Consider the following 11,958-nt stretch of genomic DNA (forward strand, 5'->3'; position numbering starts at 1 on the left):
CCATCATGGCAGTGATCAAGATGAAACCGACTTCGCCTGGCCGCCGTGCCATGGTGCGGGTCGTCAACAAGGAACTCTACAAGGGGCGGCCGTATCCCTCTCTCGTCGAGGCGATGACGCGCCTGGCGGGCCGCAACAACGCGGGGCGCATCACCACGCGGCACAAGGGCGGCGGGCACAAGAAGTTCTACCGCATCGTCGACTTCCGCCGCAACAAGGACAACATTCCGGCCAAGGTCGAACGCATCGAATACGATCCGAACCGCTCGGCACACATCGCGCTGCTGTGCTATGCCGATGGCGAGCGCCGTTACATCCTCGCGCCGAAGGGGCTGACGGTGGGGCAGACGGTGATGAGCGGCCCGCAGGCGCCGATCAAGCCCGGCAACGCGCTGCCGATCCGCTCCATCCCCGTGGGTTCGACGCTGCACAACGTCGAGCTCGTTCCGGGCAAGGGCGGTCAGCTTGCCCGAGCCGCCGGGGCGTCGGTGCAGCTCGTCGCGCGCGAAGGCGCCTATGCCCAGGTGCGGCTGCGCTCGGGCGAGGTGCGTAAGGTCCACGTCGAGTGCCGCGCCACCATCGGCGAAGTCGGCAACGGCGAGCATTCGCTGGAAAAACTCGGCAAGGCCGGCGCCTCGCGCTGGCGCGGGATCCGTCCCACCGTGCGCGGCGTGGCGATGAACCCGATCGACCACCCGCACGGCGGTGGCGAAGGGCGCACCGGCGAAGGCGGCGTGCCGCGCAGCCCGTGGGGTCAGCCGACCAAGGGATATCGCACTCGCCGCAACAAGCGCACGGACAACATGATCGTCCAGCGCCGGCACAAGCGTTAAGGGGTAAGCCATGGCACGTTCAGTCAAAAAAGGGCCGTTCGTCGACGCCCATCTGCTCAAGAAGGTCGAGCAAAGTCGCGCGACCAACGACAAGCGTCCGATCAAGACCTGGTCTCGTCGCTCCACGATCATTCCCGAGTTCATCGGGCTGACGTTCGCGGTGCACAACGGCCGGCAACACGTCCCGGTCTTCATCACCGAGGCGATGGTCGGGCACAAACTCGGCGAATTCTCCTTCACCCGCACCTTCCGAGGGCACGCCGCGGGCAAGAAGGCCAAACGCTAACGCTCGAGGATACGAGATATGGAAACCAAGGCTATCGTGCGCGGCGTGCGCCTTTCTCCCCAGAAAGGCCGACTCGTCGCCGACCTCATCCGCGGCAAGCCGGTGGCGCAGGCGCTCGACATTCTCGCGTTCTGCCCGCAGAAAGGCGCGCATCTGATCCGCAAGGCGCTCCTGTCGGCCATCGCCAATGCCGAACACAACGACGGTGCCGACGTCGACGAGCTCAAGGTCAAACGCATCATGGTCGAGAAGGGCGTGGTGCTCAAGCGCTTCCGGGCGCGGGCCAAAGGGCGCGGGGCGAAGATCCTCAAGCCCACGGCGCACATCATCGTCGCGGTCGGAGAATAAGGAGCAAACATGGGACAGAAAATCCATCCGACCGGCTTTCGCCTCGTCGTCACCCGTGACTGGGCTTCGCGCTGGTTTGCGCCGAGCAAAGATTTTCCGCGCCTGCTGCAGCAGGACGCCCAGGTGCGCGGCTACCTGAAGAACAAGCTCAAGCACGCCGCGGTGAGCCGCATCGTCATCGAGCGCCCGGCCAAGAGCGCCAAGATCACGATCCACTCGGCGCGTCCGGGCGTGGTCATCGGCAAAAAGGGCGAAGACATCGAGCTGCTCAAGGCCGACCTCAACCGCCGCATGGGCGTGCCGGTGCACCTCACGATCGAAGAGATCCGCAAGCCCGAGCTCGACGCGCAGCTCATCGCCGAGTCGGTCGCCACCCAGCTCGAGAAGCGCATCCAGTTCCGGCGGGCGATGAAGCGCGCGATGCAAAATGCCATGCGGCTCGGCGCCAAAGGCATCAAGATCATGACTTCCGGCCGTTTGGGCGGAGCCGAGATCGCGCGTTCCGAATGGTATCGCGAAGGCCGCGTGCCGCTGCAGACGCTGCGCGCCGACATCGACTACGGTTTTGCCGAGGCGCAGACCACTTACGGCATCATCGGCGTCAAGGTCTGGCTCTACAAAGGTGACATCCTGGCGCGCAACCAGGCGCCGCAGGAGCCCGTCGAACGGGAAGCCCGGCGTCCTTCGCGGGGCCGTCGCGAAGAAGGAGAGGGCGCGCGTCGTGGTCGTCGCACCCGCGCCGCCAAAGCGAACGTAACTTCGGGAGTGGGCGATGCTGCAGCCGAAACGAACTAAATTCCGCAAGGTCCAGAAGGGCCGAAACAAGGGACTGGCGACACGCGGGACTTCCGTTTCCTTCGGTGAATTCGGTCTCAAGGCCATCGGTCGCGGGCGACTGACCGCCCGCCAGATCGAGGCCGCGCGGCGTGCCATGACCCGCCACATCAAACGCGGTGGGCGCATCTGGATTCGCGTGTTCCCCGACAAACCCATTTCCAAGAAGCCGGCCGAAGTCCGGATGGGGAGCGGGAAAGGGAACCCCGAATACTGGGTCGCCGAGATCCAACCGGGCAAGGTGCTCTACGAGATGGATGGCGTGAGCGAAGCGCTCGCCCGTGAAGCCTTCGCGCTCGCGGCCGCCAAGCTGCCCTTCAAGACCATCTTCGTCACCCGCAAGCTGGGAGCGGCATGATGAAAGCCAAGGAACTGCGCGAAAAAAGTGTCGCCGAGCTCGAGCAGGAGCTGATTGCGCTGCGCAAGGCGCAATTTTCCCTGCGGATGCAGCAGGCGACGCAGCAACTGACCAATACCGCGGCGATGCGCGCCACGCGGCGTGACATCGCCCGCATCAAGACCCTGCTGCGGGAAAAAGGGGTGCGTAAATGACCGAAGAAGTGCAAAACAAGACCCGGCAGCGCATGGTCGGGCGCGTCGTGAGTACGGCCCGGGCCAAGACCGTGGCCGTGCTGGTGGAACGTCGCGTGGCGCATCCGCTTTACGGGAAGATCGTTACCAAGTCCCGTAAATTCCATGCTCACTGCGAGGACCCGGCCGTGGCGCTCAACGACATCGTCGAAATCGAGGAGTGCCGTCCGATCTCCAAGACGAAGACGTGGAAAGTCGTCCGGCTCGTCGCCAAGGCGGCGTTGGCCTGATTTTTTCCCTTGCATTTTCCTGCCGCATCAGTTATAGTGCCGGACTCTCGCCCCGTCGTATGGCGGGGCGCTTCGCTTTCCCGTCCGCCCGTCGATGAAGTCGGGCGGACGTGCGAGTCCAAGACTGTCCGCACTTGCGGTATAAGTTGGAGAAATTCATGATCCAGATGCAGACCCTCTTGCAGGTCGCCGACAACAGCGGCGCGCGCAAGGTCATGTGTATCAAGGTGCTCGGCGGCTCCAAGCGCCGCTACGCCAACATCGGCGACATCATCAAGGTGTCGATCAAAGAGGCCGCGCCGCGCGGTCGCGTGAAAAAGGGCGATGTGTATAACGCCGTCGTGGTGCGTACCGCCAAGGGCGTGCGCCGCCCCGACGGTTCGCTCGTCAAGTTCGACGGCAATGCGGCCGTGCTGCTCAACAACAAGTTCGAGCCGATCGGTACGCGCATCTTCGGTCCCGTCACCCGCGAGCTGCGTACCGAGCGCTTCATGAAGATCGTCTCGCTCGCCCCCGAAGTCATCTGAGGTGTCGCAATGAAGAAGATCCGTAAGGGCGATCAGGTGATCGTGATCGCCGGCAAAGACAAAGGGCGCCGGGGGGTGGTGACGCGCCGCGTCAATGACGAGAAGCTCATCGTCGAGGGCATCAATCGCGTCAAGAAGCACGTGCGCCCCAATCCCTTGCGCGGAATCCCCGGCGGCATCGTCGAAAAAGAGATGCCGATCCACATCTCCAACGTCGCCTTGTTCAATCCGCAGACCCAGAAAGCCGACCGGGTCGGGATCCGGGTGCTGGAAGACGGCCGCAAGGTGCGCTTCTTCAAGAGCACCGGCGAATTGGTGGATGTCTAAGGAGCGAACATGGCCCGGTTGCTGCAACAGTACAAAGAAAAGATCGTGCCCGAACTCATCAGCAAGTTCGGCTACAAGTCGATCATGGAAGTGCCGCGCATCACCAAGATCACGCTCAACATGGGTGTGGGTGAGGCGGTGGCCGACAAGAAGGTTCTGGAAAATGCCGTGAAGGATCTTGCCGCCATCTCCGGTCAGAAACCGGTGATCACCAAGGCGCGCAAGTCGATTGCCGGCTTCAAGATCCGCGAAGGCTATCCCATCGGCTGCAAGGTGACCTTGCGCGGGGAACGTGCCTACGAGTTCCTCGATCGGCTCATTTCGATCGCGCTGCCGCGTGTGCGTGACTTTCGCGGCGTGGGCGGAAAAGGGTTCGATGGTCGCGGCAACTACAACCTTGGGGTGCGCGAGCAGATCATCTTTCCGGAAATCGAATACGACAAGGTCGATGCGCTGCGCGGCATGAACATCACGATCACGACCACGGCGAAGACCGACGAAGAGGCCAAGGCGCTGCTGGCCGCATTCAAATTTCCCTTCCGGAATTGAGGCTGACATGGCAAAGAAATCGATGATCAACCGCGAGGAAAAGCGTCGCAAGCTCGTGGCCAAGTACGCGGCCAAGCGTGAAGCGCTGCTCGCCAAAATCCAGGACATGAGTCTGTCCGAAGAAGAGCGCATGCAAGCGCGCTTCGAGCTGCAGCAGCTGCCGCGCAACGCCAGTCCCACGCGGCTGCGCAACCGCTGCGCGATCACCGGCCGTCCGCGCGGAACCTTCCGCAAATTCGGGCTGTGCCGCCACAAGCTGCGCGAGATGGCTTTCCGCGGCGAAGTCCCCGGCATGACCAAGGCGAGCTGGTAAGGGAGTCCGAAGATGAGCATGTCTGATCCGATCGCCGATATGTTGACGCGCATCCGCAATGCGCAGAAGGCGGAAAAGCCCACCGTCGAGGTTCCCGGCTCCAAGCTCAAGGCCGCGATCGCCCGAGTCTTGCGCGAAGAGGGCTACATCGATGGGTTCGAGGTGCGTCAAGAGGGGCCGAAGTCGACCCTGGTATTGAAGCTCAAGTATTACGCCGGTCGCCCCGTGATCGAACACATCGAGCGGGTCTCTCGTCCCGGTCGCCGTATCTATCGTCCGGTTGCCGAGCTGCCCAAGGTCATGAACGGCCTGGGCGTGGCCATCGTGTCGACCCCCAAAGGGGTGATGACCGATCGTGCCGCCCGCAAGGCGCAGGTTGGCGGCGAAGTGCTCTGTTACGTCGCCTAAGGGAGATCGAGATGTCGCGTATCGCAAAACAACCGATCGAGGTTCCGGGTGGCGTCGAGGTGAAGCTCGACGGCAGCCGCGTGGCGGTCAAGGGGCCGCTCGGTGCACTCGAGTTCGCCTTCAATCCGGCCGTACGCATCGTCAAGGAAGGTAACGTCTTGCGCTGTGAGGCCGACGAAAAACTTCCCGGCAGCGATGCTCAGGCTGGTACCGCCCGTGCCATCCTCGCCAACATGGTGCATGGCGTGGCCAAGGGGTTCGAGCGTCGCCTTACCCTGGTCGGCGTGGGGTATCGGGCGCAGCTCCAGGGCAACAAACTGAACCTTTCCTTGGGCTACTCGCATCCGATCGAGCACGAGCTGCCTGCCGGCATCAAGGCCGAAGTGCCTCAGCCGACCGAAATCGTGCTCAAAGGGGCCGACAAGCAGCAGCTCGGTCAGCAAGCCGCCAAGATCCGCGCCTATCGTCCGCCGGAGCCTTACAAGGGCAAAGGCGTGCGCTATGCGGATGAAATCGTGGTCTTGAAAGAGACCAAGAAGAAATAAGGGCATTCGATCATGAACAAGAAACTTGCACGTCTGCGCCGCGCCCGCAAAACCCGGGCGAAGATCGCGCAGCTGAAGGTGCCGAGTCTGACGGTCTACCGTTCCAACTCGCACATCTACGCCCAGATCATTTCCCCGTGCCGTTCGCGCGTTCTCGCTGCAGCGTCTACGCTCGACAAGGACCTGCGCGAAAAAGTGAGCAATGGCGGCAACAAGGCCGCCGCGGCGCTCGTCGGCCGCGCCATCGCCGAGAAGGCCAAGGCGATCGGCATCGAGACGGTTGCGTTCGATCGCTCGGGGTATCTCTATCATGGTCGCGTGCAAGCCTTGGCTGAGGCCGCGCGCGAAGCCGGGCTCAAATTCTGATACGGGAAAAGCGATGGCCAGGAATCAGCAAGACAAGCGGCGGCCTGCAGAGGAGCGGCAGGACGAGCTCAATGAAAAGATGGTGTCGATCAACCGCGTCAGCAAGACCGTCAAGGGCGGCCGCATTTTGAGTTTTGCGGCGCTGACGGTCGTTGGTGACGGTGACGGCGGCATCGGTATGGGCAAGGGCAAGGCGCGCGAGGTGCCGGTAGCGGTGCAAAAGGCGATGCAGTCGGCCCGGCGCGGCATGGTCAAGGTGCCCCTGAAAAACGGCACGATCCAGCACACGGTGATCGCCAAGCACGGTGCCTCCACGGTGATGATGAAATCCGCCCCTCCGGGGACCGGGATCATTGCCGGCGGCGCGATGCGTGCGGTGTTCGAGGTGATGGGCGTCAAAGACGTCATCTGCAAGATCGTCGGCTCGACCAATCCGTACAACGTCGTGCGTGCCACGATCAAGGGGCTGACGGCCACCCGCCGCCCCTCCGAGCTCGCTGCCAAGCGTGGCAAGACCATCGAAGAAATCGTGGAGTGAGCCATGGCGAACGATAAAGTCAAGGTGACCCTGGTCCGGTCGCTGATCGGCACCCGGAAGGATCATCGCGCCACCGTGCGCGGGCTCGGCCTGCGACGCCTCAACCATACGGTGGAACTGGCCGATACGCCGCAGGTGCGCGGCATGATCGCCAAGGTTTCTTATCTCCTGAAGGTCGAGGGCTGACATATGCGACTCAACACCATTCAACCGGCCGAGGGGGCCAAGAAGGCGAAGAAGCGGGTCGGACGCGGCATCGGTTCGGGCTTGGGCAAGACCTGCGGCCGCGGCCACAAAGGCCAGAAATCGCGTTCGGGCGGCTTTCACAAGGTCGGCTTCGAGGGCGGTCAGATGCCGCTGCAGCGGCGCCTGCCCAAGCGCGGTTTCGTTTCGCCCACGGCCGGTGACGTCGCCGAGGTGCGCCTCTCCGATCTCGAACGCATCCCGGTCGACGACATCGACCTGCTCGTGCTCAAGCAGGCGGGCGTGGTGCCGCGCGCGGCCAAGGCAGCCAAGGTGATCCTTGCCGGCTCGCTCACGCGCAAGCTCACCCTGCGCGGCATTGCCGCCACCAAAGGGGCCAGGAACGCGATCGAGGCGGCCGGTGGCACCCTTGTCGACGCCTGAAGCGGGTAGCCCGTCGTGACCAAAGCGACCCAACACGCCTCGGTCGGGAAGTTCGCCGATCTGAAACGCCGCCTCTGGTTTTTGCTGGGAGCGCTCGTCGTTTTCCGGATCGGCGCGCACATTCCCGTGCCGGGCATCGACCCGGCCAAGCTCGCCCAGCTCTTCCAGACGCAGGGCGGTGGCATTCTCGGCGTCTTCAACCTCTTCTCCGGCGGGGCGCTGTCGCGCTTCACGATCTTCGCGCTCGGGATCATGCCCTACATCTCGGCTTCGATCATCGTGCAGCTCATGTCTTACGCCTTTCCGGCGCTCGAGGCATTGAAGAAAGAAGGCGAAGCGGGCCGGCGCAAACTCACCCAGTACACCCGCTATGGCACGGTGGCGCTGGCGCTGATGCAGGGCTTGGGGATTGCGGTCGCCCTCGAGGCGCAGCCAGGGCTGGTGCTCGAGCCGGGCCTGATGTTCCGTTTCGTCACGGTGGTGACGCTGGTCACCGGCACCATGTTCCTCATGTGGCTGGGCGAGCAGATCACCGAGCGCGGCATCGGCAACGGCATCTCGCTCATTATCTTCGCCGGGATCGCCGCCGGTCTGCCGAAGGCTCTGGGCGGACTCTTCGAGCTCGTCTCAAGCGGTTCGATGCATCCGCTCTCGGCGCTCTTCGTCTGTGCCCTGGTGGTGCTGGTGACGGCCTTCGTCGTCTTCGTCGAGAAGGGGCAGCGCAAGATCCTGGTCAATTACGCCAAGCGTCAGGTCGGCAACAAGATCTATGGCGGCCAGAGCTCGCACCTGCCCCTGAAGCTCAACATGGCCGGTGTCATTCCGCCGATCTTCGCCTCGTCCATCATTCTCTTTCCTGCCACGCTCGCGCAGTGGTTCGGGGCAGGCGAGCGCTTTGCTTGGCTCAGGGATCTCGCGGCGGCGCTCTCGCCCGGTCAGCCGGTGTATATCCTGCTCTATGCCTTGGCCATCGTCTTTTTCTGCTTCTTCTATACCGCGCTCGTCTTCAATGCGAAGGAAACGGCGGAGAACCTGAAGAAGAGCGGTGCCTTCGTGCCCGGCATCCGTCCGGGTGAGCAGACGGCGAAATATCTCGACAGGGTGCTGATGCGGCTCACGCTCGCCGGGGCGATCTACATCACCCTCGTGTGCCTGATCCCCGAGTTTCTCATCCTCGAGTGGAACGTGCCGTTCTACTTTGGCGGGACGTCGCTGCTGATCATCGTGGTCGTGACGATGGATTTCATGACGCAAGTGCAGTCGTACGTGATGTCGCACCAGTACGAGAGTTTGCTCAAGAAGGCAAACTTCAAGACCGGCGCGCTGCGGAGGAAGTAAGGGATGGCCAAGGAAGACGTCATCGAAATGCAGGGCGAGGTGATCGAGACGCTGCCCAACGCGACTTTTCGCGTGCGCCTCGAGAACGGCCACGTGATCCTCGGCTATATTTCGGGCAAGATGCGCATGCACTACATCCGCATTCTTCCCGGCGACAAGGTGACGGTGCAGCTCACGCCGTACGATCTCACGCGCGGTCGCATCGTATTCCGTTCCAAGTGAAGAATCCAAGGAGAACTCCATGAAAGTCCAAGCTTCCGTGAAGCGGATCTGCCGCAACTGCCGTATCGTGCGGCGCAAGGGCGTGGTGCGGGTCATTTGCAAGGAAGCGCGCCACAAGCAACGCCAAGGTTGAAGCCGGGGCGCGAATCTTTTATACTTGAGAATTTCGTTTTTTGGGGTGAGTGCAGATGGCCCGTATCGCTGGGGTGAATATCCCGAATCACAAGCATACCGAGATCGCCCTCACGGCGATCTACGGCATCGGTCGTTCCCGTGCCCGCAAGATTTGCGAGGCCGCGGGCGTGCAGCCGACGGCCAAGGTCAAGGATCTGACCGAAGCCGAGCTCGAGCGCCTGCGCGAGGAAGTCGCCAAGTACAAGGTCGAGGGCGACCTGCGACGCGAGATCACCATGAACATCAAGCGGCTGATGGACTTGGGCTGCTATCGTGGTATGCGCCATCGCCGCGGACTGCCCGTGCGCGGACAGCGTACCCGTACCAACGCGCGCACCCGCAAAGGTCCGCGCAAGACCATCGCTGGCAAGAAGAAATGATGAGGTCGTTCCATGGCTAAGACTACGACGAAGGTGCGCCGCAAGGTCAAGAAGAACGTTGCGGAAGGCATCGCCCATATCCACGCGAGTTTCAACAACACGATCATCACGATCACCGACCGTCAGGGCAACGCGCTCTCGTGGGCAACCTCCGGTTCGGCTGGCTTCAAGGGCTCGCGCAAGAGCACGCCGTTCGCTGCCCAGGTGGCGGCCGATGCCGCCGGCAAGGCAGCCCAGGAATGCGGCATCAAGAGCCTGGAAGTGCGCGTGCAGGGTCCTGGCCCGGGGCGTGAATCCTCGGTACGGGCGCTCGCTGCGCTCGGGATCCGCATCTCCAGCATCCAGGACGTGACGCCGATTCCGCACAACGGCTGCCGTCCGCCCAAGAAACGTCGGATCTAACAGGAGTCGAACGTGGCACGCAATCTCGATCCCAAGTGCCGGCAGTGCCGGCGGGAAGGCGAAAAGCTCTTCCTCAAAGGGGAAAAATGCTTCACGGACAAGTGCGCGATCGAGCGCCGTAGCTATGCCCCAGGTCAGCACGGTCAAACCTCCGGTCAGCGCCTGTCCGAATTCGGTCAGCAGCTGCGTGAAAAGCAGAAGATCCGTCGCCTCTACGGGGTGCTGGAAACCCAGTTCCGCCGCGTCTATGCCGAGGCGGCCCGCCGTCGCGGCCAGACCGGCGAGAACCTGCTGCAACTGCTCGAAGGCCGGCTCGACGCCGTGGCCTACCGCATGGGCTTTGGCGCCTCACGCGCCGAGGCGCGCCAGATCGTGCGCCACAACGGCGTGACGGTCAACGGTCGCCGCGTCAACATCCCTTCCTACCTCGTGCGCCCGGGCGACGTGATCGAGCTCACCGAGAAGGCGCGAGGCCAGCTTCGCGTGAAGGCGGCGCTGGAAGCGGCCGCGCAGCGCGGTTTTCCCGAGTGGATCGAAGTCGACGTGCAAGCGGGCAAGGGGGTGTTCAAGGCCTATCCGCAGCGCGCCGAGCTCTCGCCCACGCTCAATGAAAACCTCGTGGTCGAACTCTACTCGCGATAAGCCCCTCGCAGCGACGAGAAACTGAGGATACGCATCGATGTCTTTGGATAGCCTGCTGAAACCGCGCAGCATCGACGTGGAAAATCTGTCGCCGGTGTTGGCGCGCGTCACGATGGAACCGTTCGAGCGCGGCTTCGGCCATACGCTGGGCAACGCGCTGCGGCGCGTGCTGCTGGCGGCCCTGCCCGGTTGCGCGCCCACCGAGGTACGCATCACCGGACTGCTGCACGAGTATTCGACGATCGAAGGCGTGCGAGAAGACGCCGTCGATCTGTTGCTCAATCTCAAAGGCGTCGTGTTTCGGCTGCATGAGCGCGACGACGCGACCGTGCGCCTCGAAGCCGTGGGGCCCAAGGTGGTGCGCGCTGCCGACATCCAGCTGGGTCACGGCGTCGAGGTCATCAACGGGGACCACGTCATCGCCCACGTCGAAGAGGGTGGCCGCCTGGAGATGGAGATCCGCGTGCAGCGCGGCCGGGGGTACGTCCCGGCTTCCGCGCGCAAGACGGAGGGCGATCGTGCCATCGGTCACATCCTGATGGACGCGTCCTTCAGCCCGGTGCGGCGCGTGGCCTATACGGTCGAGAGCGCTCGTGTCGAGCAGCGCACCGACCTCGACCGTCTGGTGCTCGAGCTGGAAACGAATGGCTCGATCGATCCGGAGGAGGCGATCCGCTACGCCGCCCGGGTGCTGGTCGACCAGCTCTCCGTCTTCGCCGATCTCGAAGGGCGGCAACCCGCCACCCGTTCCGAGAGCGGCGCGGCGATCGATCCGCTCCTGCTGCGCCCGGTCGACGACCTGGAGCTCACGGTGCGCTCGGCCAATTGCCTCAAGGCCGAGAACATCTACTACATCGGCGACCTGATCCAGCGCACCGAGCAGGAACTCCTGAAAACCCCCAACCTCGGCCGCAAGTCGCTCAACGAGATCAAGGAAGTTCTCGCCGCGCACGGTCTGACGCTGGGAATGAAACTGGAAAACTGGCCCCCGCCCGGTTTGGAAAAACTCGGCTGACGGTCAACGCACGAGGAAAGAACAATGCGTCACGGAAACGGATACCGCAAGCTCAACCGCACGACGAGCCATCGCCAGGCGTTGATGCGCAATCTGGCCAACGCCCTGCTGCGCGAAGAGGTCATCAAGACCACCCTGCCCAAGGCCAAGGAACTGCGCCGCTTCGTCGAGCCGCTCATCACGCTGGCGAAGAAGCCGACGCTGGCCAATCACCGGCTCGCCTTCGCCCGTCTGCGCGATCGCGAGATCGTGCTCAAGCTCTTCAACGAAATCGGCCCGCGCGTGCAGAACCGTCCCGGCGGTTACACTCGCGTGCTGAAGTTCGGCTACCGTGACGGCGACAACGCGCCGATGGCGATCATCGAGCTCGTCGACCGTGCCGGTGCCGAGGCCCAGCCGGCGCAGAACGCAGGCTGATCACTCTCTCCTTGGCGGGGAGCAGACCGAGCGCCGCACCGCTTTC

General features: G+C 63.4%; 25 protein-coding genes. All 25 read left to right on the plus strand.

Annotation, left to right across the window (positions count from 1 at the left end; genetic code table 11):
- Positions 1-5 precede the first annotated feature (5 nt).
- The 25 genes from rplB to rplQ all read left to right on the plus strand — a co-directional run bounded on the left by rplB (position 6) and on the right by rplQ (position 11,912).
- Positions 6-833, plus strand: a complete 828-nt coding sequence (rplB, locus tag ASC37_RS05600) for a 50S ribosomal protein L2 (protein WP_055423435.1) — start codon at positions 6-8, stop codon at positions 831-833.
- Positions 834-843: 10 nt separating this feature from the next.
- Positions 844-1,119, plus strand: coding sequence for a 30S ribosomal protein S19 (rpsS, locus tag ASC37_RS05605; protein WP_028874994.1), 276 nt, complete (start codon positions 844-846; stop codon positions 1,117-1,119).
- Between the two features lie 18 nt (positions 1,120-1,137).
- The gene (gene rplV, locus ASC37_RS05610) at positions 1,138-1,467 is read left to right on the plus strand and encodes a 50S ribosomal protein L22 (protein ID WP_055423436.1); all 330 of its coding nucleotides are present in this window, start codon (positions 1,138-1,140) and stop codon (positions 1,465-1,467) included.
- Positions 1,468-1,476: 9 nt separating this feature from the next.
- Positions 1,477-2,262: a 30S ribosomal protein S3 gene (gene rpsC, locus ASC37_RS05615; protein WP_055423437.1), complete on the plus strand. Its 786-nt coding sequence runs from the start codon at positions 1,477-1,479 to the stop codon at positions 2,260-2,262.
- Positions 2,240-2,659, plus strand: coding sequence for a 50S ribosomal protein L16 (rplP, locus tag ASC37_RS05620; RefSeq protein WP_055423438.1), 420 nt, complete (start codon positions 2,240-2,242; stop codon positions 2,657-2,659). Before rpsC ends, rplP begins: the two co-directional genes overlap by 23 nt.
- Positions 2,659-2,853: a 50S ribosomal protein L29 gene (gene rpmC, locus ASC37_RS05625; RefSeq protein WP_055423439.1), complete on the plus strand. Its 195-nt coding sequence runs from the start codon at positions 2,659-2,661 to the stop codon at positions 2,851-2,853. The genes rplP and rpmC overlap by 1 nt, the downstream gene beginning before the upstream one ends.
- Entirely contained in the window at positions 2,850-3,122 is a 273-nt protein-coding gene (rpsQ, locus tag ASC37_RS05630) for a 30S ribosomal protein S17 (RefSeq protein ID WP_055423440.1), read from the plus strand. Before rpmC ends, rpsQ begins: the two co-directional genes overlap by 4 nt.
- Positions 3,123-3,280: 158 nt before the next feature.
- On the plus strand, positions 3,281-3,649 hold the full coding sequence (gene rplN / locus ASC37_RS05635) for a 50S ribosomal protein L14 (RefSeq protein WP_028874988.1): 369 nt from the start codon (positions 3,281-3,283) through the stop codon (positions 3,647-3,649).
- A gap of 9 nt (positions 3,650-3,658) precedes the next feature.
- Positions 3,659-3,976 (plus strand): 50S ribosomal protein L24, encoded by a 318-nt coding sequence (gene rplX, locus ASC37_RS05640; RefSeq protein ID WP_055423441.1) that lies wholly within the window; start codon positions 3,659-3,661, stop codon positions 3,974-3,976.
- 9 nt (positions 3,977-3,985) lie between these two features.
- Positions 3,986-4,525 (plus strand): 50S ribosomal protein L5, encoded by a 540-nt coding sequence (gene rplE / locus ASC37_RS05645; protein ID WP_055423442.1) that lies wholly within the window; start codon positions 3,986-3,988, stop codon positions 4,523-4,525.
- A 7-nt stretch (positions 4,526-4,532) separates the two neighbouring features.
- Positions 4,533-4,838: a 30S ribosomal protein S14 gene (rpsN, locus tag ASC37_RS05650; RefSeq protein WP_055423443.1), complete on the plus strand. Its 306-nt coding sequence runs from the start codon at positions 4,533-4,535 to the stop codon at positions 4,836-4,838.
- Positions 4,839-4,850: 12 nt separating this feature from the next.
- Positions 4,851-5,246, plus strand: coding sequence for a 30S ribosomal protein S8 (rpsH, locus tag ASC37_RS05655; protein ID WP_055423444.1), 396 nt, complete (start codon positions 4,851-4,853; stop codon positions 5,244-5,246).
- A gap of 11 nt (positions 5,247-5,257) precedes the next feature.
- Positions 5,258-5,791 (plus strand): 50S ribosomal protein L6, encoded by a 534-nt coding sequence (gene rplF / locus ASC37_RS05660; protein WP_055423445.1) that lies wholly within the window; start codon positions 5,258-5,260, stop codon positions 5,789-5,791.
- Between the two features lie 12 nt (positions 5,792-5,803).
- Positions 5,804-6,157: a 50S ribosomal protein L18 gene (gene rplR, locus ASC37_RS05665; RefSeq protein WP_055423446.1), complete on the plus strand. Its 354-nt coding sequence runs from the start codon at positions 5,804-5,806 to the stop codon at positions 6,155-6,157.
- Between the two features lie 13 nt (positions 6,158-6,170).
- Positions 6,171-6,695, plus strand: coding sequence for a 30S ribosomal protein S5 (gene rpsE, locus ASC37_RS05670; protein ID WP_055423447.1), 525 nt, complete (start codon positions 6,171-6,173; stop codon positions 6,693-6,695).
- A 3-nt stretch (positions 6,696-6,698) separates the two neighbouring features.
- Complete coding sequence (gene rpmD / locus ASC37_RS05675) at positions 6,699-6,881, plus strand: 50S ribosomal protein L30 (protein ID WP_055423448.1); 183 nt, start codon at positions 6,699-6,701, stop codon at positions 6,879-6,881.
- A gap of 3 nt (positions 6,882-6,884) precedes the next feature.
- Positions 6,885-7,322: a 50S ribosomal protein L15 gene (gene rplO / locus ASC37_RS05680; RefSeq protein WP_055423449.1), complete on the plus strand. Its 438-nt coding sequence runs from the start codon at positions 6,885-6,887 to the stop codon at positions 7,320-7,322.
- A 15-nt stretch (positions 7,323-7,337) separates the two neighbouring features.
- Positions 7,338-8,660, plus strand: a complete 1,323-nt coding sequence (secY, locus tag ASC37_RS05685) for a preprotein translocase subunit SecY (protein ID WP_055423450.1) — start codon at positions 7,338-7,340, stop codon at positions 8,658-8,660.
- 3 nt (positions 8,661-8,663) lie between these two features.
- Entirely contained in the window at positions 8,664-8,882 is a 219-nt protein-coding gene (infA, locus tag ASC37_RS05690) for a translation initiation factor IF-1 (protein ID WP_028874977.1), read from the plus strand.
- 19 nt (positions 8,883-8,901) lie between these two features.
- Entirely contained in the window at positions 8,902-9,015 is a 114-nt protein-coding gene (gene rpmJ, locus ASC37_RS05695) for a 50S ribosomal protein L36 (protein ID WP_028874976.1), read from the plus strand.
- A gap of 55 nt (positions 9,016-9,070) precedes the next feature.
- Entirely contained in the window at positions 9,071-9,436 is a 366-nt protein-coding gene (gene rpsM / locus ASC37_RS05700) for a 30S ribosomal protein S13 (RefSeq protein ID WP_055423451.1), read from the plus strand.
- A 12-nt stretch (positions 9,437-9,448) separates the two neighbouring features.
- Positions 9,449-9,838 carry a 30S ribosomal protein S11 gene (gene rpsK / locus ASC37_RS05705; protein ID WP_055423452.1) on the plus strand — a complete coding sequence of 130 codons (390 nt, stop codon included), beginning with the start codon at positions 9,449-9,451 and terminating at the stop codon, positions 9,836-9,838.
- Positions 9,839-9,850: 12 nt separating this feature from the next.
- Positions 9,851-10,480, plus strand: coding sequence for a 30S ribosomal protein S4 (gene rpsD, locus ASC37_RS05710; RefSeq protein WP_055423453.1), 630 nt, complete (start codon positions 9,851-9,853; stop codon positions 10,478-10,480).
- A gap of 37 nt (positions 10,481-10,517) precedes the next feature.
- Entirely contained in the window at positions 10,518-11,495 is a 978-nt protein-coding gene (locus tag ASC37_RS05715; RefSeq protein ID WP_055423454.1) for a DNA-directed RNA polymerase subunit alpha, read from the plus strand.
- A gap of 24 nt (positions 11,496-11,519) precedes the next feature.
- The gene (rplQ, locus tag ASC37_RS05720; protein WP_055423455.1) at positions 11,520-11,912 is read left to right on the plus strand and encodes a 50S ribosomal protein L17; all 393 of its coding nucleotides are present in this window, start codon (positions 11,520-11,522) and stop codon (positions 11,910-11,912) included.
- Positions 11,913-11,958 lie beyond the last annotated feature (46 nt).

The organism is Tepidiphilus thermophilus (genome assembly GCF_001418245.1).
Lineage (GTDB): Bacteria > Pseudomonadota > Gammaproteobacteria > Burkholderiales > Rhodocyclaceae > Tepidiphilus > Tepidiphilus succinatimandens.